Source organism: Streptomyces sp. NBC_00247 (assembly GCF_036188265.1).
Classification (GTDB): Bacteria; Actinomycetota; Actinomycetes; order Streptomycetales; family Streptomycetaceae; genus Streptomyces.
This window is the reverse complement of sequence record NZ_CP108093.1, coordinates 6,527,659-6,545,902: the sequence shown is the minus strand read 5'-3', so window position 1 is coordinate 6,545,902 and position 18,244 is coordinate 6,527,659. Positions and strand designations below refer to the sequence as shown.

Below are 18,244 nucleotides of genomic sequence, written 5' to 3'. Positions count from 1 at the left end.
ATCCTTGATGGCGAAGTACAAAATAATGAACTACGGTGTGGTGCACCCCTGCCCAACCGTTCGCCGCACTGTACTGCGAGGCCCGCCGTGTCAGCACTCTTCGCCCTGGCCACCAGCCTGCTGTGGGGGCTCGCCGACTTCGGCGGGGGCCTGCTGACGCGCCGGCTTCCCGCGCTGACCGTGGTCGTCGTCTCGCAGGCGATCGCCGTCGTCGTCCTGGGCGTCACCGTGGTGGCGACCGGTGCGTGGAGCGAGGCCGGCGGCCGGCTCTGGTTCGCGGTGGCGGCGGGCACGGTGGGCCCGGTGGCGATGCTCTGCTTCTACAAGGCGCTCGCCCTCGGCCCGATGAGCGTGGTCTCCCCGCTCGGTTCGCTCGGCGTGGCCGTACCCGTCTCCCTCGGTCTGCTCGCCGGGGAACGGCCGGGCCCCGCACAGCTCGCCGGGGTCGCCGTCGCCGTGACGGGCGTCGTCCTGGCGGGCGGGCCGGAGCTGCGCGGGGCACCGGTACGCCGCCGGGCGGTGCTGCTGACGCTGGTCGCGGCGTTCGGCTTCGGGGCCGTCATGTCCCTGGTCGCGGAGGCTTCGACCAGTACGACGGGCCTGTTCCTGGCCCTCTTCGTGCAGCGTGTCACCAACGTCGTGGTTGGCGGCGCGGCTCTCGGCGTGTCGGTACGCCGCGGCGGCCGGGCCCTGCCCGTCGAGGGCGGCCGGGCCGTGGTCCTCGGGGCGCTGCCCGCGCTGGCGTTCGTCGGACTCGCGGACGTCGCGGCCAACGGCACGTACGCCACCGCCGCTCTGCACGGATCGGTGACCGTGGCGGCGGTGCTGGCCTCGCTGTATCCGGTGGTGACCACCCTGGTCGCGCGCGGCGTCCTCAAGGAACGGCTCCGCGGCATCCAGGCGGCGGGCGCGGGTCTGGCCCTGATGGGCACGGTCCTGCTGGCCTCGGGATGACGCCGGGCGCCGCACCACCGGGCCCCCGGTTCAGGCCGGTCCGGGACCGCTCTCCGCGGCGGCGAAGTCCAGCAGCTGCGCGGGCGTGACGCCTTCGGGAATCGGTACGGGCGCGGGCGTGCGGAGCGGAGGCTGCCAGCCCCGCTCCGGGTCGAAGCTCCGCACCACCCGGGCCGGAGCGCCCGCGACGACGGAGTGGTCCGGGACCTCGCCCCGTACGATCGCGCCGGCCGCCACCACGACGTTGCGGCCGAGCCGGGCACCGGGCAGCACCACGGCTCCGGTGCCGATCCAGCAGCCGGGCCCTATCTCGACGGGTTCCGTGCGCGGCCACTGCCTGCCGACCGGCTGTTCCGGGTCGTCGTAGCTGTGGTTCGTGGAAGTGATGTAGACGTAGGGACCGCAGTAGGTGTCGGAGCCGATCGCCACCGCGGTGTCGGCGATGACATGGCTGCCCCGGCCGAGTACCACCCCGTCGCCCAGCGTCAGGATGGGGTCGGGACCCAGTTCCAGACCGGGCATCATCCCGGCGGTGAGCGTCACCTGCTCGGCTATGACGCAGTGGTCCCCGAGGTGGATCCACGCCTCGCCGAAGACCGTGCCCTGCGGGAACGCCAGCCGCGTCCCGGGTCCGATCCGGCCGAAGCGCAGCGGTCCGGGGTGCTCGGCCGTCACCGCACCGTGCTCCCCCACCCACGCCCGGCCGCGGTGGACCGCGCGGGAGGCGGCGCGACGCCACCAGCGGGAGAGGAAGGGGAACGCGTGTTTGCTCTTCGGCACCCGCTCACGGTAGCCGTCCGCGTTCTCCCCCTCCGGGGCTCCGCTCTGTGATGTTCGCCCCACTGCCCGGCGGATGAGCGCACGTCACCTACGGTTCCTCGGAAGGTGATCGTCGGACGAAGGAGCGAACGTGGCGGAGCAGCCGTTGATCAGGGGCGTGGGCGGCAGGGAGCCGTCGGTCGATCCGGACGCCTTCGTGGCACCGACCGCCGTCGTGGTGGGCGAGGTCACCCTCGCCGCGGGTTCGAGCGTCTGGTACCAGGCCGTCCTGCGGGCCGACTGCGGGCCCGTCTCCCTGGGGGCCGACAGCAACATCCAGGACAACTGCAGCGTCCACACCGACCCCGGCTTCCCGCTCGTGGTCGGTGACCGGGTGTCCGTGGGCCACAACGCCGTACTGCACGGCTGCGTGATCGAGGACGACGTGCTGATCGGCATGGGGGCGACCGTGCTCAACGGCGCCCGCATCGGTGCGGGATCACTGGTCGCGGCCCAGGCGCTCGTCCCCCAGGGCATGCGGGTACCGCCGGGTTCCCTGGTCGCGGGCGTACCTGCGCGGGTCAAGCGGCCGGTCACCCCGGAGGAGCTGGAGGGGATCAAGTTCAACGCGGTCGGTTATGTGGAGCTGGCCAAGGCGCACCGCGCGGCCCACGCGGGCTGAGCCCGGACCGTCGACCCGGGGCCGGGCACCCCGGGCGGTGTCCGGCCCCGGGTCGGCCCGGCGTTCAGTCCGCCGTCGCGGCGGAGGTGGCGGGGGCTTCGGCGGCGGACTGGGCGGCCGCCTTCTTCGCACGGTTCTTCAGCACCAGCATCGAGGTCAGGCCGATGAGTACCGCGACCACGAGCCCGAGCCAGGAGAACCGCTTGAGCCACGACTCGGCCACCACGCCCACCGAGTAGATGACGGCGGTGGTGCCCCCCGCCCAGGCGATGCCGCCGAGCACGTTGGCGATCAGGAACTTCCAGTACGGCATGTGCAGCACACCGGCGAGCGGTCCCGCGAAGATGCGCAGCAGCGCCACGAAACGGCCGAAGAACACCGCCCACATGCCCCACTTCTCGAACGAGCGCTCCGCCATGCCCACCTGGGCGGCCCCGAAGTGCTTGGGGAATCTCGCCTCCAGCCAGGCCAGCAGCGGACGGCCGCCCTTCCTGCCGATCGCGTAGCCGATCGAGTCGCCGATGACCGCTCCGGCGGTGGCGCAGGCTCCCAGGACGTACGGGTTGATGTCCCCGTGCTGGGAGGCGAGAAGGGCCGCACTGACGAGGACGATCTCACCGGGCAACGGGATGCCCAGGCTCTCCAGACCGATGACGCCCGCCACCAGAAGGTAGATGCTGAGCGCGGGGATGGTTTCGAGCCACTCCTGGACGTGCAAAGCCGTTCCTCCCGTGCGGGTGTTCCCCCTGCCGGTCGCCCGTGCGGCGACATGGCACAGGGCAGCCTACCGGGCGCGGCCCCGCCGGGGTCCGCCGCTCCTGGCGGCGGACCTCCGGCCGACGGGGCCGCGCCGGCCGGATGACCGGATCGGCGGACGGCCGCAGGCTCAGCCGTGCGGCCGGAGCGTCCAGACCACCGTCATCTCACCGGTCACGGCTCCATCGGCGCGGGCGATCTCGATCGTGACGGGGAACTCGGGCCGCTTGCCCTCGTCCAGCTCGGCGACGACCTCGGCGGCGGGACGGCCCAGGGTGGCGGTCGCGGTGACCTCGCCCATGGCGAGCTTCCGGTAGCCGATCTCGGCCCGGACGGCGAGCGGCACGGCGCGGCCGAGCTGGTCGCCGAAGGCCGCCATCACGATCGCACCGCTGGCGGACTCGGCCAGGGTGAACATGGCTCCGGCGTGCGGCCCGCCGAGGTGGTTGTGGTAGTCGGCCTGATCCGGCAGGCGCAGCACCGCACGCTCCGCTCCCGTCTCCAGGAATTCGAGGCCGAGGGTGCGGACCATCGGTACCGTCGCGGCGAGCATGTCGCCGAGGTTCATCTCTTCTGCAGCGCTCATGGGCCAGATGTTACTCGCGGGTAGAACTTCTTGGCCATCCCCTCACAGGGGCGGCCGTGGCCGATGTCCCCGCGTCCCTCTATGGTTACTGGCCATGTGGCCAGGACAGCAGCCGCCCGGGGGCGAGCAGAACCCGCAGGACCCGAACCAGAATCCGTACCAGCAGCCGGGGTACCAGCAGCCGAATCCGTACCAGCAGCCGGGATACCCGCAGGGTCAGCCGGGACAGCAGGGTCAGCAGCCCGGCTACGGCTACCCGCAGGGCCCGCAGCCCGGTTACGGCTATCCGCAGAACGGGCAGCCCGGCGGGCCGAACCCGTATCAGCAGCCGACCGTTCCGGCGTACGCCGTGCAGGGGCCTCCCGGCGGGCCGCAGCGGCCGGACGACAAGCGGAAGACCGCGGTGGTCGCCGTCGTCGCGGCGGCGGCGGTCGTGGTGGCGGCGGTCGTCACGGGCGTCGTGGTGATGAAGAAGGACGACAAGCCGGGCGGCAAGGACATCGCCGACGGCAAGGGCTCGCCGACCGCCTCGGTGAAGCCGACGGCCGCGACCTCCGCACCCGTCAACCCGCGCAGCGGCGACGACGACCCGAAGCCGACCGTGCCCGGGTGGAAGGTCGTCACCAACCCCAAGTGGGGGACGCGGTTCGAGGTGCCGGGCGACTGGGAGGTGTCGTCCGCCGGCATGAGCGCGGGGTTCGAGGACGCCAAGAACCCGACGGGCTCGCCCGCCGCCGTCTTCACCGCGCCCGCGTACCTCAAGAGCAAGTGGTGCGTGGACGACTCCGACAAGGACGGGAGGGAGGAGGAGACCAGCCTCGCGGGCGTCGGCAGCAAGGGCGCCCAGGGCGCCAAGTCGACGGACGAGGCGGCGACGAAGACCGCGGAACAGTGGGTCTGGGCCGCCTACGCGCAGACCGACCCCGCGGACAAGATCAAGGTGGCCGCTCCGGAGCCCTACACCACCACGTCCGGTCTGACCGGCAGCGTCGCCAAGGCCACCGCGCTCGGCCTGGCGAAGAAGAACAAGTGCGACACGGACGGGAAGTCGGTCGTCTTCAGCTTCAAGAACAGCGACGGCGCGTACGCGAGCTGGGTCTTCTACGGTGCCACCGGCGTGGACGACGAGCTGTCCGACACCACCATCGACAAGGTCCTGAGCACCGTCCGGCTGGTGGACATCACCTCCTGATCCGGCCCCGCGAACCGGACCCTTCGGGCACGGCTCGGGTGCTCGTGGTTCCGCCGCCCGGCTTTCCGCGGCGCGGCGGCGGAACCGGGGAAAGCCGGACCTCACGCCCTCGCGGGGACATATCCATTTGGCAAGGCGGGGCACCGCCGTGTTTAGTCCCTGGGTGACATCCCCCGCGCCTTCCCCCGTGAAGCGGCGCCGCCCCGAGTGGGCCGGCCGCAATTACACCCTGCTGACCACCGCCGCCGTCATCACGGGTGTGGGCAGCAGCAGTGCCCTCATCGCCACCTCGTTCGCGGTGCTCCAGCAAGGCGGGGACGGCGGGGACATCGGTCTCGTCGCCGCCGCCCGCACCCTCCCGCTGGTGGTCTTCATCCTGATCGGCGGGGCCGTCGCGGACCGGATGCCCCGCCACCGGGTGATGGTCGCGGCCAACGCGCTCAACTGCGTCTCCCAGGCGGCCTTCGCCGTGCTGGTGCTGACCGGCACCGCCGAACTCTGGCAGATGATGGTCCTCACCGCGCTCTGCGGTACCGGACAGGCCTTCTTCAACCCGGCCGCCGAGGGGATGCTGATGTCCTCCGTCACCGCGGAGCAGGCGGGCCGCGCCTTCTCCTTCTTCCGCATGTCGTCCCAGGGAGCGGGCATCGGCGGGGCCGCCCTCGGCGGGGTCATGGCCTCGGCGGTGAACCCCGGCTGGGTACTGGCCCTGGACGCGGCGGGCTTCGCGGTCGCCGGAGGGCTTCGCGCCTTCCTCGACGTGAGCCACATCCCCGCCCGTGAACCGGGCGGCGGCCTCCTGACCGACCTGCGGGAAGGGTGGCAGGAGTTCATCGGCCGCCCCTGGCTGTGGTCGATCGTGGCGCAGTTCTCGGTGGTCGTGGCGGTCGTCGGCGCCGCCGAGTCGGTCTACGGTCCGCTGGTCGCCCGCGACGAGTTCGGCGGTTCCGGTCCCTGGGGCACCGCCCTCGCCACGTTCGGTGCGGGCACGCTCGGCGGGGCGCTGCTGATGTCCCGGTGGAAGCCCCGGCGACTGCTGCTCGCGGGCACGCTCGGCGTCTTCCCGCTGGCCCTCCCCTCGGCGGCGCTCGCCGTGCCGCTGCCGGTGGCGGGCCTCTGTGCCGTGATGTTCGTGAGCGGCGTCGCCATAGAGGTGTTCGGGGTGTCCTGGATGACGACGATGCATCAGGAGATCCCCGAGGACAAGCTCTCCCGGGTCTCCGCCTACGACTGGTTCGGCTCCGTCGCGATGCTCCCGCTCGCCACAGCGGTGGCCGGCCCCGTCGAAGGGCTCGTCGGGCGGGGGACGGCGCTGTGGGGGTGTGCCGCTCTGGTGCTGATCACGACCGCGCTGGTGCTGCTCGTACCGGACGTACGGAACATGACCCGGCGCGAGCACACCGTGCCCGTCACGGCGGGCGGACCCGGCTCCGAGGACCTTTCCCGGGGCCTGGCGGCCGACACCCTCCCCGCCGCTTCCTCAGCCGATGCTGAAAGCGCCCTCGGGCGGCTCGGGTGACGCGACCGCGTCGGCGTCGCCGACCGGCTCCGCCCCGCCGATCAGGCGGGTGAGCGCCGGCCCGTGCTCGACCCGGGCGGGAAAGGCGTCACCGGCGCAACGCCGGGTGAGCGCGGCGGTGTCCAGGGGGGTGTGCGCGGCCAGCAGGACGACGTTCCCGAAGCGCCGGCCGCGCAGCACGGCGGGCTCGGCGACGACCGCCAGCTCGGGGAAGACGGTGGCGAAGCCGGCGAGCTGGGAACGCAGAAACCCGAAGGGCGCGCTGTCGGCGAGGTTGGCGGCGTAGATCCCGTCCGTACGCAGCACCCGGGCGGCGGCCCGCGCGTACTCGACCGAGGTGAGGTGGGCCGGGACGCGCGACCCGCCGAAGACGTCGGCGATCAGTACGTCGACCGTGCCCGGGGCGGTCCGCTCCAGCAGCTCCCGGGCGTCCTCGGCATGCACGGTGACACCACTGCCGTCGGGCAACGGGAGTCGCTCCGCCACCAGCTCCAGCAGTCCCCGGTCGGCCTCGGCGACCCGCTGGCGGGAGCCGGGCCGGGTGGCGGCGGTGTAGCGCGGCAGGGTCAGCGCCCCGCCGCCCAGGTGCAGGACGTCGAGCGGTTCGCCGGGGTCCGCGACGGTGTCCAGCACGTGCGCGAGCCGTTGGACGTACTCGAACTCCAGGTGTGCGGGGTCGTCCAGGTCCACGTAGGACTGCGGGGCCCCGTCGACCGTGAGCAGCCACGCGTGGTCCCGGTCCACGTCGGGCAGCAGGCGGGCGGTGCCGCAGTCGACATCGCGGATGACGGGTATGGGCTCGTTCACTCCCCCATTGTGAGGCGTCCGGCGGGGCTCACCGTCCGGCGGGCCCGCCTCCCCCGGGTGGGAAGACGGGCCCCGGCCCCGTCGGGCCGTCGCGGTCAGAGCAACGCGGTGACGGTGCCGGCGCCGACCGTGCGGCCGCCCTCGCGGATCGCGAAGCCGAGCCCGGGCTCCAGCGGGACCTCCCGGTCGAGCTCCACCGTCATGGTGACCGACTCCCCGGGGCGTACCACCCCGGCCGTCCCCAGCTCCACGTCCCCGGCCACGTCCGCCGTACGGATGTAGAACTGCGGCCGGTACCCGGTGGCGACCGGGGTGGTGCGGCCGCCCTCGCGGGCGGACAGGACGTACACCCGCGCGGTGAAACGACGGGTCGGGACGACGCTGCCGGGCGCCGCGACGACATGGCCCCGGCGGACCCGGTCGCGCTCCACCCCGCGCAGCAGCAGGGCGACGTTGTCCCCGGCCTGCGCGGACTCCATGGGCCTGCCGAAGGTCTCCACGCCGGTGACCACCGTTTCCGCGTCCGCGCCGAGCACCTGGACCCGGTCGCCGACGCGTACGGTGCCGCGCTCGACCGCACCGGTGACGACGGTGCCGCGCCCGGTGATGGTGAGGACGTTCTCCACCGGTAGCAGGAAGGGCGCGTCGGTGTAGCGCACCGGCATCGGCACGTACGTGTCCACCACGTCGAGCAGTCCTTCGATCGCCGCCGTCCAGCGCGGGTCGCCCTCCAGCGCCCCGAGCCCGGAGACGTGGACGACAGGCACGGTGTCGCCTCCGTACCCGTGGGCCGAGAGCAGGTCGCGCACCTCCAGTTCCACCAGTTCGGCCAGTTCGGGGTCGGCGGCGTCGGCCTTGTTGAGGGCGACGACGATGTGGTCGACGCCGACCTGACGGGCCAGCAGCACGTGCTCGGCCGTTTGCGGCATGACGCCGTCGAGCGCGGAGACGACGAGGATCGCCCCGTCGAGCTGGGCGGCTCCGGTGACCATGTTCTTGATGTAGTCGGCGTGACCGGGCATGTCGACGTGGGCGTAGTGCCGGGTGTCGGTCTCGTACTCGACGTGCGCGAGGTTGATGGTGATGCCGCGCCGGGTCTCCTCGGGGGCGCGGTCGATCCGGTCGAACGCGACGTACGAGGTGGCGGCCCCCGGCCGCATGCTGAGGACCTTGGTGATGGCGGCGGTGAGGGTCGTCTTGCCGTGGTCGACGTGGCCCATGGTTCCGATGTTGAGGTGGGGCTTGGTGCGCACGTATGCCGTCTTGGGCATGGCTCGTTCCTTGGTTTCGAAGCCGTGAGACGTGAGAGGGGACCCCTGTGCCTGTCCGACCCTCCCCTCGCGGGGTCCGCCGGACAGTCGGAGGAGGGTCAGCTTCGGGCGCCGCCGAGCGACGCCGGGGCGGCGGAGGCGGCTGCGGGGAGCGTCGTCGCGAGGAGTGCCGCTGCGGGGGATGCCGCCGCGGTGAGCGTCGCCGCGGTGTTCGCGGCAGCCTTCGGCGCGTCCGCGACTGCGGACGGCGCTGCGAGGAAGGCGTACCGGGACATGTCTGGATGATGGCCGGTCGGCGGCGTGCGCGTCGACAGGTTTTCCGGCTGCGGCGGGACACGCCCGCCGGGGCGCGGGGCGCGGGGCGCGGGGCCCCTGAGAGAGGCGTGAGCGGGCCGGCGCGCGCCGGACTGTGGACCGAACGGTCCTGTCGGACCGTCAGATCATCACGCGTACATTACGGCGATCACATGCCTCTTTCCGTTACTCTCCCCAAATGTTCGAACCCGTCCCCGCGGCCCGTCCCCGCAACGGTCCGGCCCTGCGCTTCTCGAAGGCGCTGCTGTCCCCCTGGTCCCGGTTCTCCCTGCTCGTGGTGGTGCTGGCCGCCGCCGCGTCGACCATGCTGCTGTTCGACCCACAGCGGATGCTCTCCTCCGGCTGGCCGTCCCAGCTGACGGGCGGCACGGCGGCCCTGCTCTTCGGGCTGGCGTACGGCGTCTCCACCGTCGCCTTCGCGCCGCGCCCTCTCCTCAACCTGGCGGCAGGCGCACTCTTCGGTACGCAGGCCGGTCTCGCCGCGGCCCTGGCCGGCACGGTGCTCGGGGCGGGAGTCTCCTTCCTGCTCGGCCGGGTGCTGGGCCAGGACGCGCTGCGCACCCTGGTGCGCGGTCGCTGGCTGAAGGCGGCGGACTCCCTGTTGAGCCGGCACGGCTTCCGTTCCGTGCTGGCGCTCCGGCTCTTCCCGGGCGTGCCGTTCGCCGCGGCCAACTACTGCGCGGCCACCTCCCGGATGCGGTACGCGCCGTTCCTGCTGGCGACCGGGCTCGGGTCCATCCCCAACACGGCCGCCTACGTCGTCGCCGGCAGCGAGGCGGCCTCGCCCACGTCCCCCGCCTTCCTGGTCGCCACCGGCTTCATCGTGCTGTCGGCCCTCGGGGGCGCGCTGGTCGCCTGGCGCAAACGCCACCGGTTCGGCACGGCCGCCTGAATCCGCGTCCGGCGGCACGACGGGGGTCCGGGACGGGGGCAGGGGGCAAGCCGTTCACCCGCAGGCGATACCCTGCGGCCGACGACAAAAGATCTCCGAGGCTTGCGCCTTGTCCTTTTCTGACCGTATTCGCACGCTGCCGGCGTCCTCCATGTCGCGCGGCCGTAGCCTGATCACCTCCGGGATGGCCTAAGCCCCATGAGCTGGTTCGAATCATTCGTCCTGGGGTTCGTGCAGGGACTGACCGAGTTCCTGCCGATCTCCTCCAGCGCACACTTGCGGCTGACCGCCGCATTCGCCGGGTGGCACGACCCCGGCGCCGCGTTCACCGCCATCACCCAGATCGGCACGGAGGCGGCGGTGATCATCTACTTCCGCAAGGACATCGCCCGCATCATCTCGTCCTGGTTCCGGTCGCTCTTCGACCGCGGGATGCGCGGCAACCACGACGCCCAGATGGGCTGGCTGGTCATCGTCGGCTCGATCCCGATCGGCGTGCTCGGGGTGACCTTCAAGGACCAGATCGAGGGCCCCTTCCGTGATCTCCGCCTGATCGCGACGACGCTGATCGTCATGGGCATCGTCCTCGGCATCGCGGACCGGCTCGCGGCCCGCGACGAGGCCGGCGGCAAACACCGCGCCGCCAAGGAGCGCAAGTCGCTCCAGGACCTCGGGGTCCGCGACGGGCTGATCTACGGATTCTGCCAGGCGATGGCGCTGATCCCGGGTGTCTCCCGCTCGGGCGCCACCATCAGCGGTGGTCTGCTGATGGGCTACACCCGCGAGGCCGCGGCCCGCTACTCCTTCCTGCTGGCCATCCCCGCAGTCCTGGCTTCCGGCGTCTTCGAGCTCAAGGACGCGGGCGAGGGCCACGTCTCCTGGGGCCCGACGGTCTTCGCGACCCTGGTTGCGTTCGTGGTCGGTTACGTGGTCATCTCGTGGTTCATGAAGTTCATCTCCTCCAAGAGCTTCATGCCCTTCGTCTACTACCGGGTGGTCCTCGGCATCGTCCTCTTCGCCCTGGTCACGGCGGGTGTGCTGAGCCCCCACGCGGGCGAGTCGGCGGGCTGACCGAACGCGGCGAAGGGCCGGGGCGGGTCCACCACCCGAAGGGTGTGAGGCGGACCCGCCCCGGCCCTTTCGCGTACGGGGCCGCGGGGGAAGTACGGACGCTACGGCTTCAGCACGATGCGGCCGAAGACCTCACCCGCGTCCATCTTCCGGTGCGCCAGCACGGCCCCCTCCAGGGGCAGCACCTCGTGCACCACCGTTTCGATGTCCCCGCGGCCGGCTGCGGCGAACTGCTCGCCGCGCACGGCCCGCAGGTCGGCCGGGGTGACGGTGGCCGCGCTGAAAGCGGCGAAGGACATCGACTTCTGGAACGCCGCCATGATCTTCGCGCCGAAGTCGGCCGGCGGCAGGCCCCCGACGGCGCCCACGGCCACCATGCGGCCGTTCGGGTTCAGCCGGTCGAAGAACGACGGCATGTCCTCACCGGCCACGACGTCGATGATGACGTCATAACCGGCCGGAGCGTCTTCCCCTCCGGCACCGGAGCGCTCCAGTACGTGGGTCGCACCGAGGCGGCGCAAGCGTTCGCCGCGCTCGGCCGACGATGTCGTCACCGCCACCGCGGCGGCACCTCCGCGAGCGGCGAGCTGCACTGCCATGATCCCGATGCTGCCGGCCGCGCCGCGCACCAGGACCGTCTCGCCGGGAGCGAAGTGGGCGTGGCGGAGCCCGAAGTGCGACACCACGCCGGCGCTGCCGAGTGTCACCGCGTCGACGGCGGACAACTCGCCGGGCAGGGGAAGGGTCTCTTCGACCGGCACGACGACCTGCTCGGCGTAGCCTCCGCCGGTGCCGGTGAAGCCCCACACCCGGCGGCCGGTCCACGAGGTGTCGACACCGTCGCCGACCGCGATCACCCTGCCTGCCACCTCGCCACCCGGAATGTGGCCCTCCTTGAACCCGTAGGCGGCCAGAGCCCCGCTTCGGATCAGGGTGTCGGCACCGGCGACGCCCACCGCCTCGGCGGCGATCAGCACCTGCCCGGCCTCGGGCACGGGTACCGGCAGATCGATCAGGGCCAGACCTTCCGGACCTCCGAACGTCTGGATCGCGATTGCCTTCATGTCGTCTCCGTCGTCCCGGATCGCGTCGACAGGGCTGCACGCCCGGTCGGCCACCGATCGCCGCTCGGCGCGGAGGGGACCTCCCCGCCGTCGCCGGGGCGGGCCCCAGCGCCCCGCCTCACCTTTCGGACGGTAACGGACGCCCCCGTCCGTTTAGGTAAAGTGAGAGCGGTGACCGCCCCTTTGCCTCACCCCCAGCGTTCCGACGCGCTGGACAATCGCGACCGCATCCTCGACGCGGCCCGAGCACTGTTCTCCGCCGAAGGCCTGGACGTGCCGATGCGGGAAATCGCACGGCGTGCCGGGGTGGGACCCGCCACCTTGTACCGGCACTTCCCCACCAAGCAGTCACTGGTCGCCGACGCGTTCGCGGAACAGCTGCACGCGTGCCGCGCCATCGTCGACGAGGGGTGCGCCGATCCTGATCCGTGGCAGGGCCTGTGCCGGGTGATCGAGCGGATCTGCGAGCTGCACGCCCGCGACCGGGGATTCACCGAGGCGTTCCTGTCGGCCTTTCCGGGGGCGACGGATGCCGCGGCCGGCCGTGAGTACACGGTGCGGGCGGTCGCCGGACTCGCCCGGCGGGCCAAGGAGGCAGGACGGCTGCGGTCCGACTTCGTGATGGACGACCTGGTTCTCGTACTCATGGCCAACAAGGGGATCAACGCCACGTCGAACGCCACCCGCGTCGCGGCCTCCCGGCGCTTCGCGGCATTGGCGATCCAGGCATTCGAGGCCTGCCCCCACCACGCGCCCCTGCCACCGGCGGACGGAGGACCACGACGGGGCGACGCCGCCAGGCGTAGACTCGAATGAATGTTCGATGACATGCCCGGCCCCTGTGCCTCACGACACCCACTGCGCCCGCCGGCCCGACCCCGTACCGCCCCGGCGGGTACGACCCTCATGCGCCCGTCCCGCGACCGGCGCACCCTGGAATCATGAGCGCGCCGATCAGCATCCACCGCCCGTCCCCCAGCGGCGGCCGGCGAGTCACCATCCGGGGGCAGATCGCGGGGCTCGCGAGGGGCGACTCCGACGTGGTCGAGTTCCTGCGGCGGGCAGGCCTCCTCGATGCCGAGCGGCTGCTCGACGACCCCCGGTGGGTCGAGTGGCGGGGCGGCCGGGCCCACCGGTACGAAGCGGCGTGACCGTGCGGGCGGACATCCCGGTTACGAAGCGGCGTGACCGTGCGGGCGCACGTCATCCCCGCTCGGCCCGGAAGATGTGGTGCTGGGCGACGAGCTCGACGGTGACCGCGACCGCGACCGACTGCACGGCCATCAGGGCGATCAGGACGAAGAGCTGTACCGCGCCCGCCATGAGTGGACTCGCGCCCCCCAGCAGCATCCCGACGAACGCACCGGGAAGCGTGACCATTCCCACGGTCCGGGTCTGATCGAGACCGGGCAGCAACGCGTCGGACGCGGAGGGTCTCGCGATCTCCACCCGGGCGTCCCGCTCCGAGAATCCCAGCGCCATGGCCGCCTCCACCTCGCCCCGCCGCTGCTCCAGCTCGTCCAGCGCCCGCCGCCCGGCCTGAACGGTCACGGTGAGCGCCCCGCCGATGAGGATTCCGGTGACCGGGATCAGCGCGACGCCCTTCACCGGTACGAGGCCGGACAGCAGCAGCGAGGCGACCACCGGCACCACCCCCGCGGCGATCGGCACGCACGCCAGCCACCAGGTGTGGTTGCCGGTGATCCGGCGCCCGGCCGTACGCACCGCGACCGAGAACATGACGACCAGGAACGTCAGCAGCCCGAGGACCTCGTGGACCGCCCAGGCGATGACGAGGGAGACCGCGGCGAGCTGGACCGCCGCACGCACCCCGGCGATCAGGATCTCCCGGGCCCGGTGCGTCCGGTCGTCCGGGGAGAGGTGACAGAGCCCCGCCACGGCCGCCGCCACCAGCGCGAGCACACCCAGCAGGATGCCGAGGGTGAGGTTGACCGGGAGGAGAGATGCCGCACTCAGAGTCACCGGACCACCCTATGGGCCCTGCGGGAACGGCCGAGCAGGGCCCGAGGCGGAGGCCGGTGGGGGTTACGGGGTGTCGCCCTGCCAGTCCCACCGCTGGAGATCCCCCCGGCGGGGGCCGTACTCGGCTCGGCCGCCCGGGCCGTACGCCCCTATCTCCGTGATCAGGGCCGCCCCCTCGGCCAGCGCCGTCCTCGACCATCCGGTCACGTCGAGGAGCAGCCCGTCCAGAGGGCCGCCGACCAGCTCACGGTAGGTGTGCCCGGGGCGTGGTCCGGGGTCCGGGTCCTCATGGTCGGCGCCGTACACCCGACGCCGCATCAGCTCGTCCATACGGGCAGGATCGCACCCACCACTGACAACCGCAGTGCGCGGACCGCTCACCGTGCTCCGGAAGCGTCGACGCGCTTCCCGGCCCGGCGCCCCGTCTCCGACTGCCCCCGCGTCTCCCCGGCAGCACCCACACCGTCGATCCCGCCAGGAGCCGGTGGGCCCGGTCAGTCCTCGTCAGGCACGGTCCGGCGCGACCGACGGTGCTGGTTCCACGCCGGACTGATGTGTGGTCAGGCGCACTTCATGTCAGCGTTGATGAGGGCGAGGCCACTGACCTTGTCCCCGTCGGTGGTGAACTCGTACGCCCAGTCCTGCTTTCCGTCGACGGGTACGCTGTACCGGCCGTCCTCGGCCAGCGCGAGGCCGTGGGAGTCATAGGCCTGCTTGAGCTCCGCGAGGGTGGATCCGGCACCGATGCCCTCGGCCGTCCGTGCGGCGGCCGGAACGGCGAGTTCGCGCAGCCCGGTGGAGCCGAAGGAGACCCGGCCTTGTGCCAGGAACGCCTTGTCCAGGTCCTCACGCAGCTTCATGACGTCCGCCTGGGCCTGTGCCGCGTCCGCGATGACCTTGGTGTCGGCCTCCACGTGCCCGGCCGACTCCGCCGCGCGCTTGGCGAACTCCGCGGACTCCGCCGCGGAGGCGTTCGCCGGCAGGGTCGGCAGCGGGTCCGGCTCGGCGGTGGCCGCCTGGTCCGCCTTCGCGTTGAGGTCCTTGAGCTTCGCCTCGGCCGCGGCCTCCGCCGCCATCCGGGCACTGTCCTGGGAGGTCCGGCCGGCGGCTGACCCCGTGAAGGTGAAGTCGGTGCAGCCGCCGAGCTGTGAGATCGCCGTCGTCTCCAGGGTGCCGCCGGCCAGCGCGGCGTCCTTGCTCATGCCTGGCGTCAGGCCGCGGTAGCCGTTCTCCGTGAGCACCTCGGCCTTCGGGGAGGCCCCCGCCGCGGATCGGCTGTCCCCACCGTCCGAGGAACAGGCCGCCGCGCCGGCGGCCATCACGAGGGCCGCCAGTCCGGCGCCGACCATCCGGGGGGCGCGGGTCACGTTCGTCATTACTCTCCACAATGGTGCCCGCCGTCGGCCGCGCGGGTGGTCCGTGCGCAGTGGCCCGGTACACGCTGCGACCGGTGCGGAGGGCCGACGGGCCGACTCCCGTGCCGCATCGAGGGTCGCGGTGGGTGTCGGCGTACCGGCAGATCATCCATGCACGGCGCAAGCAATCTAGCAGACGTCGTGATCATGATCCGCTGGTGGCACCACCCGCCGGAACGACACCCACGGCCCGTCCGGCACCAACTGCTCGACCCGACCAGCCCTGCTCGGACCGACGAGCACTCACGCCATGAGGAACGACGTCACGGGACAGCCCTCACGTCCGGGTCCCGTGACCGTCGCTCCCCGCCCGGTGGACGAGGAGGAGACCGCGCGGTGAGGGAAGCGTGGCCGGCCCTCACGGACTGCCGTGGCCGCAGGACTCGGACACCGGGTGGCGAGGAAGGCGCCTCACCACGGTCGGGCCGGCGCGGAAAAGCCGCTCCGGAACTACCAACGGCGACGCTGTGGAACCGGGTTGAACTTGGCGGTGAGCGCCGAGAGGAACGTCGGGAGCTTGTCGACCATGGCTTTGGGGACCGGGGTCGTCTGCACGGAGCCCGTTCGCACGTCTTGGACGACGAGGGCGTACGTGCCGTTCTCCTCGACGAGTTCGGCGGCGAAGAGCAGTCTCCGGGTGGCGGTCTCCATCAGATCTCCTGAACGGGGGCGGTGTCGTTGAGCCAGGCCGTCCACTCCTTGGTGGCCTGCTGCTCGTCGGTGTGTTCGGCGAACAGGTGGTGTCCGAGCCAGATCGGCACGTTCCAGGTACTGCCGTTGAAGAACCGGTACAGGGCGTCCGGACCTCGCAGGCCGACGAAGTCGGTGCTGAGCCAGTCGACGACCACCTCGACGGGGCCCTGGCCGGGGCCAGGGGCGAAAAGGGTGAACCGGTCGCCGACGACGGCGTCCTCGGCGAGGCCGAGGCGCCGGCGCAGCGCGGCGAAGTCGGCCGGATCGGCGGTGGGTTCGGGCTGCTGGGACCTGACGTAGACGGCGGGGCGGCCGGCGAAGTGCCTGAGGTACTCGGCCAGGGCGTGCTGGTGGAAGTCCACGTACTTCTCGGCCACGTCCGTCTTGGCGTCCCAGTTCCAGGCGTCGTCGACGACGCCCGTGTGCACCCAGTGGATTCCCATCCGCAGGTGGCTCGTGCCGCCGTCGGCCGGTTCGACCCGGTAGCTGAGGGTGTTGGAGAACCCGCCGTCCTGGGTCGCCCGGACGGCGAAGTGGTACGGGGGCTCCCACGCAACGACCGTGGCGTCTCCCCGGGTCGCCTTTCCGCCGACGCGCGGCTCGATCTCCATCGGATAGAGCCAGCCGAGGTTGCCGGCGCCGGTGGCCACAGCGTCCCAGACCTGCTCGGGCGTGACGGGCAGGTCCTGCTCTCGGCGTACCTCGAACTCTCGGGCCATGGTCGGTACCGCTCCTTCGTGGTCGTTCATGGTCGGTGGACGAGCGGGAGGGTGGCCAGCCGGCGCTGCAACGGGTTGTCCCGCCACTCCAGCGCCGCCCCGTCGGCCAGGCGCAGCGAGGGAAGCCGGCGCGCCAGCGTGCCGATGGCCACCTCCGCCTGGAGTTTGGCCAGCGGGCCGCCGAGACAGAAGTGCGGGCCGTGGCCGAAGCTCAGGTGTCGGTTGCCGGGACGCGACAGGTCGAGCCGGTCGGGGTCCTCGAAGCGCTCGGGATCGCGGTTGGTCGCGCCCAGGAACAGGTACACCAGCTCCCCCTCGCGCAAGGTCCGTCCGCCGATCTCCAGGTCCTCCGCGACCACCCGGACGATCGCCTGGGTCACCGTGTCGTAGCGGGCCAGTTCCTCCACCGCCCCGCGGATCAGTGTCGGCTCCGCACGCAGCCTGGCCCATTGGTCCGGGTTGCGCAGCAGGGCCAGCACGCCGTTGCTGATGAGGTGGGTGGTGGTCTCGTCCCCGGCGGTGATCAGGACGAAGCAGGTGGACAGCAGTTCGGAGTCGGTGAGCCGGTCGTCCTTGGTCTGGGTGGCGACCAGGGCACTGATCAGGTCGTCACCCGGTTCACGCCGGCGCTGCCGGATGAGCCCGGACAGGTACTCCTCGTAACCGTCGATCGCCGCCTCGGACTTGTCGATGTCCTCGCTGAGCCGGCCGAAGCGGCTGAACCAGCTCTTGACCCGCGGCCGGTCCTCGTCCGGAATGCCGAAGAGCTCGCAGACGACGGACATCGGCAGGGGCGAGGCGACCGCCTCGATGAGCTCCACGTCCGGACCGGCCGCGACCGCCTCGTCGACGAGCCGGTCGACGATCCGCTGTACGCCGTCGCGCAGGGCTTCGACACGCCGGGCGGTGAACGCCTTGTTGGCCAGTTTGCGCAGCCGGGCGTGGTCCGGCGGGTCGGTGTTGCTCATCACCCGGCCGAGCCGCTCGGTGAGCCGGCTGAGGGCTTTGAGGTCGCCGCCGAGCGAGCTGTAGGCACGGGTCATCCTGTCCCGGTCGTTGGACAGCCGCAGGTCGCCGAGGGCCGCCTCCACGTCGGCGTGGCGGGTGAGGTACCAGATGCCCTGGGTGCTGCGGTGGACCGGGTCGTCGCGCCGCATGCGGGCGTACAACGGGTACGGGTCCCGCCGGGCTTCCGGGGTGAGCAGGGCCGCGGCGAGGCCGTCGGGCCCGCCGGGGCCCGCGAGGGGGCCGCGCGGCTGGGCGGGGCACACGGCGAGGCCGCCGGGCCGGGCGGGGCCCGCGGTGTCGCGGGCCCCGTCCACGGTTTCGGTCGAGGTCATGTCGGCCACTACCGCCGGGTGTCCATGGCGTCGGCGAGGCTCTTGGGCCGCATGTCGGTCCAGGACTCCTCGACGTGGGCCAGGCAGGCGGCGTGGGTGTCGGGGCCGTGGGCGACGGTCCAGCCCTCGGGTACGTCCGCGAACCGCGGCCAGAGGGAGTGCTGGTTCTCGTGGTTGACGAGGACGAGGAAGGTGCCGTCCTGGTCGTCGAAGGGGTTGGTCATGT

At 72.2% G+C, this 18,244-nt stretch carries 22 protein-coding genes; 8 read left to right on the top strand and 14 right to left on the bottom strand.

Annotation, left to right across the window (positions count from 1 at the left end; translation table 11 throughout):
• The first annotated feature begins 87 nt into the window (after nucleotides 1-87).
• On the top strand, nucleotides 88-954 hold the full coding sequence (locus tag OHT52_RS28210) for a DMT family transporter (RefSeq protein ID WP_328722988.1): 867 nt from the start codon (nucleotides 88-90) through the stop codon (nucleotides 952-954).
• A gap of 30 nt (nucleotides 955-984) precedes the next feature.
• On the opposite strand, the gene OHT52_RS28205 is transcribed toward OHT52_RS28210, so the two are convergent.
• The gene (locus OHT52_RS28205; RefSeq protein WP_328722987.1) at nucleotides 985-1,734 is read right to left on the bottom strand and encodes an acyltransferase; all 750 of its coding nucleotides are present in this window, start codon (nucleotides 1,732-1,734) and stop codon (nucleotides 985-987) included.
• Between the two features lie 130 nt (nucleotides 1,735-1,864).
• On the opposite strand from OHT52_RS28205, the gene OHT52_RS28200 reads away from it, so the two are divergent.
• Complete coding sequence (locus OHT52_RS28200; protein ID WP_328722986.1) at nucleotides 1,865-2,395, top strand: gamma carbonic anhydrase family protein; 531 nt, start codon at nucleotides 1,865-1,867, stop codon at nucleotides 2,393-2,395.
• Nucleotides 2,396-2,459: 64 nt separating this feature from the next.
• Here OHT52_RS28200 and OHT52_RS28195 read toward each other — a convergent pair whose 3' ends face one another.
• Complete coding sequence (locus tag OHT52_RS28195; RefSeq protein ID WP_328722985.1) at nucleotides 2,460-3,113, bottom strand: DedA family protein; 654 nt, start codon at nucleotides 3,111-3,113, stop codon at nucleotides 2,460-2,462.
• A 168-nt stretch (nucleotides 3,114-3,281) separates the two neighbouring features.
• A complete protein-coding gene (locus OHT52_RS28190) occupies nucleotides 3,282-3,719 on the bottom strand; it encodes a DUF4442 domain-containing protein (RefSeq protein WP_328723933.1) in 438 nt (145 codons plus the stop codon).
• 112 nt (nucleotides 3,720-3,831) lie between these two features.
• Between OHT52_RS28190 and OHT52_RS28185 the strand changes: the two genes are divergently transcribed.
• Together OHT52_RS28185 and OHT52_RS28180 are read left to right on the top strand one after the other, a co-directional pair.
• The gene (locus OHT52_RS28185) at nucleotides 3,832-4,929 is read left to right on the top strand and encodes a hypothetical protein (RefSeq protein ID WP_328722984.1); all 1,098 of its coding nucleotides are present in this window, start codon (nucleotides 3,832-3,834) and stop codon (nucleotides 4,927-4,929) included.
• Between the two features lie 163 nt (nucleotides 4,930-5,092).
• Nucleotides 5,093-6,448 carry an MFS transporter gene (locus OHT52_RS28180; RefSeq protein WP_328722983.1) on the top strand — a complete coding sequence of 452 codons (1,356 nt, stop codon included), beginning with the start codon at nucleotides 5,093-5,095 and terminating at the stop codon, nucleotides 6,446-6,448.
• Here the strand turns inward: OHT52_RS28180 and OHT52_RS28175 are convergent.
• The 3 genes from OHT52_RS28175 to OHT52_RS28165 all read right to left on the bottom strand — a co-directional run bounded on the left by OHT52_RS28175 (nucleotide 6,410) and on the right by OHT52_RS28165 (nucleotide 8,801).
• Complete coding sequence (locus OHT52_RS28175) at nucleotides 6,410-7,255, bottom strand: spermidine synthase (RefSeq protein WP_328722982.1); 846 nt, start codon at nucleotides 7,253-7,255, stop codon at nucleotides 6,410-6,412. The genes OHT52_RS28180 and OHT52_RS28175 overlap by 39 nt on opposite strands.
• Before the next feature lie 95 nt (nucleotides 7,256-7,350).
• A complete protein-coding gene (gene tuf / locus OHT52_RS28170; protein WP_328722981.1) occupies nucleotides 7,351-8,526 on the bottom strand; it encodes an elongation factor Tu in 1,176 nt (391 codons plus the stop codon).
• 98 nt (nucleotides 8,527-8,624) lie between these two features.
• Nucleotides 8,625-8,801 (bottom strand): hypothetical protein, encoded by a 177-nt coding sequence (locus OHT52_RS28165; protein WP_328722980.1) that lies wholly within the window; start codon nucleotides 8,799-8,801, stop codon nucleotides 8,625-8,627.
• Nucleotides 8,802-9,019: 218 nt separating this feature from the next.
• Between OHT52_RS28165 and OHT52_RS28160 the strand changes: the two genes are divergently transcribed.
• Nucleotides 9,020-9,733, top strand: coding sequence for a TVP38/TMEM64 family protein (locus tag OHT52_RS28160; RefSeq protein WP_328722979.1), 714 nt, complete (start codon nucleotides 9,020-9,022; stop codon nucleotides 9,731-9,733).
• A gap of 198 nt (nucleotides 9,734-9,931) precedes the next feature.
• Complete coding sequence (locus tag OHT52_RS28155) at nucleotides 9,932-10,804, top strand: undecaprenyl-diphosphate phosphatase (RefSeq protein ID WP_328722978.1); 873 nt, start codon at nucleotides 9,932-9,934, stop codon at nucleotides 10,802-10,804.
• 101 nt (nucleotides 10,805-10,905) lie between these two features.
• Here OHT52_RS28155 and OHT52_RS28150 read toward each other — a convergent pair whose 3' ends face one another.
• Complete coding sequence (locus tag OHT52_RS28150; protein WP_328722977.1) at nucleotides 10,906-11,868, bottom strand: zinc-binding dehydrogenase; 963 nt, start codon at nucleotides 11,866-11,868, stop codon at nucleotides 10,906-10,908.
• Nucleotides 11,869-12,039: 171 nt separating this feature from the next.
• Between OHT52_RS28150 and OHT52_RS28145 the strand changes: the two genes are divergently transcribed.
• Entirely contained in the window at nucleotides 12,040-12,684 is a 645-nt protein-coding gene (locus OHT52_RS28145) for a TetR/AcrR family transcriptional regulator (RefSeq protein WP_328722976.1), read from the top strand.
• 125 nt (nucleotides 12,685-12,809) lie between these two features.
• Nucleotides 12,810-13,019, top strand: a complete 210-nt coding sequence (locus OHT52_RS28140) for a hypothetical protein (RefSeq protein WP_328722975.1) — start codon at nucleotides 12,810-12,812, stop codon at nucleotides 13,017-13,019.
• A 52-nt stretch (nucleotides 13,020-13,071) separates the two neighbouring features.
• On the opposite strand, the gene OHT52_RS28135 is transcribed toward OHT52_RS28140, so the two are convergent.
• The 7 genes from OHT52_RS28135 to OHT52_RS28105 all read right to left on the bottom strand — a co-directional run bounded on the left by OHT52_RS28135 (nucleotide 13,072) and on the right by OHT52_RS28105 (nucleotide 18,242).
• Nucleotides 13,072-13,851: an ABC transporter permease gene (locus OHT52_RS28135; protein WP_328722974.1), complete on the bottom strand. Its 780-nt coding sequence runs from the start codon at nucleotides 13,849-13,851 to the stop codon at nucleotides 13,072-13,074.
• Nucleotides 13,852-13,914: 63 nt separating this feature from the next.
• Nucleotides 13,915-14,181, bottom strand: a complete 267-nt coding sequence (locus OHT52_RS28130) for a hypothetical protein (protein WP_328722973.1) — start codon at nucleotides 14,179-14,181, stop codon at nucleotides 13,915-13,917.
• 230 nt (nucleotides 14,182-14,411) lie between these two features.
• Nucleotides 14,412-15,227: a hypothetical protein gene (locus OHT52_RS28125; RefSeq protein ID WP_328722972.1), complete on the bottom strand. Its 816-nt coding sequence runs from the start codon at nucleotides 15,225-15,227 to the stop codon at nucleotides 14,412-14,414.
• Nucleotides 15,228-15,716: 489 nt separating this feature from the next.
• Nucleotides 15,717-15,917, bottom strand: coding sequence for a hypothetical protein (locus tag OHT52_RS28120; protein ID WP_328722971.1), 201 nt, complete (start codon nucleotides 15,915-15,917; stop codon nucleotides 15,717-15,719).
• The gene (locus OHT52_RS28115; protein WP_328722970.1) at nucleotides 15,917-16,678 is read right to left on the bottom strand and encodes an SRPBCC domain-containing protein; all 762 of its coding nucleotides are present in this window, start codon (nucleotides 16,676-16,678) and stop codon (nucleotides 15,917-15,919) included. Before OHT52_RS28115 ends, OHT52_RS28120 begins: the two co-directional genes overlap by 1 nt.
• Before the next feature lie 26 nt (nucleotides 16,679-16,704).
• Nucleotides 16,705-18,018: a cytochrome P450 gene (locus OHT52_RS28110; protein ID WP_328722969.1), complete on the bottom strand. Its 1,314-nt coding sequence runs from the start codon at nucleotides 18,016-18,018 to the stop codon at nucleotides 16,705-16,707.
• Between the two features lie 8 nt (nucleotides 18,019-18,026).
• The gene (locus tag OHT52_RS28105; protein WP_328722968.1) at nucleotides 18,027-18,242 is read right to left on the bottom strand and encodes an MbtH family protein; all 216 of its coding nucleotides are present in this window, start codon (nucleotides 18,240-18,242) and stop codon (nucleotides 18,027-18,029) included.
• Between the last annotated feature and the right edge of the window lie 2 nt (nucleotides 18,243-18,244).

Coding starts and splice junctions, on each gene's coding strand:
- OHT52_RS28190 (WP_328723933.1), bottom strand. CDS start 3,719: ATGAACCTCGGCGACATGCTCGCCGCGACGGTACCGATGGTCCGCACC.
- OHT52_RS28185 (WP_328722984.1), top strand. CDS start 3,832: ATGTGGCCAGGACAGCAGCCGCCCGGGGGCGAGCAGAACCCGCAGGAC.
- tuf (WP_328722981.1), bottom strand. CDS start 8,526: ATGCCCAAGACGGCATACGTGCGCACCAAGCCCCACCTCAACATCGGA.
- OHT52_RS28165 (WP_328722980.1), bottom strand. CDS start 8,801: ATGTCCCGGTACGCCTTCCTCGCAGCGCCGTCCGCAGTCGCGGACGCG.
- OHT52_RS28160 (WP_328722979.1), top strand. CDS start 9,020: ATGTTCGAACCCGTCCCCGCGGCCCGTCCCCGCAACGGTCCGGCCCTG.
- OHT52_RS28155 (WP_328722978.1), top strand. CDS start 9,932: ATGAGCTGGTTCGAATCATTCGTCCTGGGGTTCGTGCAGGGACTGACC.
- OHT52_RS28150 (WP_328722977.1), bottom strand. CDS start 11,868: ATGAAGGCAATCGCGATCCAGACGTTCGGAGGTCCGGAAGGTCTGGCC.
- OHT52_RS28140 (WP_328722975.1), top strand. CDS start 12,810: ATGAGCGCGCCGATCAGCATCCACCGCCCGTCCCCCAGCGGCGGCCGG.
- OHT52_RS28130 (WP_328722973.1), bottom strand. CDS start 14,181: ATGGACGAGCTGATGCGGCGTCGGGTGTACGGCGCCGACCATGAGGAC.
- OHT52_RS28125 (WP_328722972.1), bottom strand. CDS start 15,227: ATGACGAACGTGACCCGCGCCCCCCGGATGGTCGGCGCCGGACTGGCG.
- OHT52_RS28120 (WP_328722971.1), bottom strand. CDS start 15,917: ATGGAGACCGCCACCCGGAGACTGCTCTTCGCCGCCGAACTCGTCGAG.
- OHT52_RS28115 (WP_328722970.1), bottom strand. CDS start 16,678: ATGGCCCGAGAGTTCGAGGTACGCCGAGAGCAGGACCTGCCCGTCACG.
- OHT52_RS28110 (WP_328722969.1), bottom strand. CDS start 18,018: ATGACCTCGACCGAAACCGTGGACGGGGCCCGCGACACCGCGGGCCCC.
- OHT52_RS28105 (WP_328722968.1), bottom strand. CDS start 18,242: ATGACCAACCCCTTCGACGACCAGGACGGCACCTTCCTCGTCCTCGTC.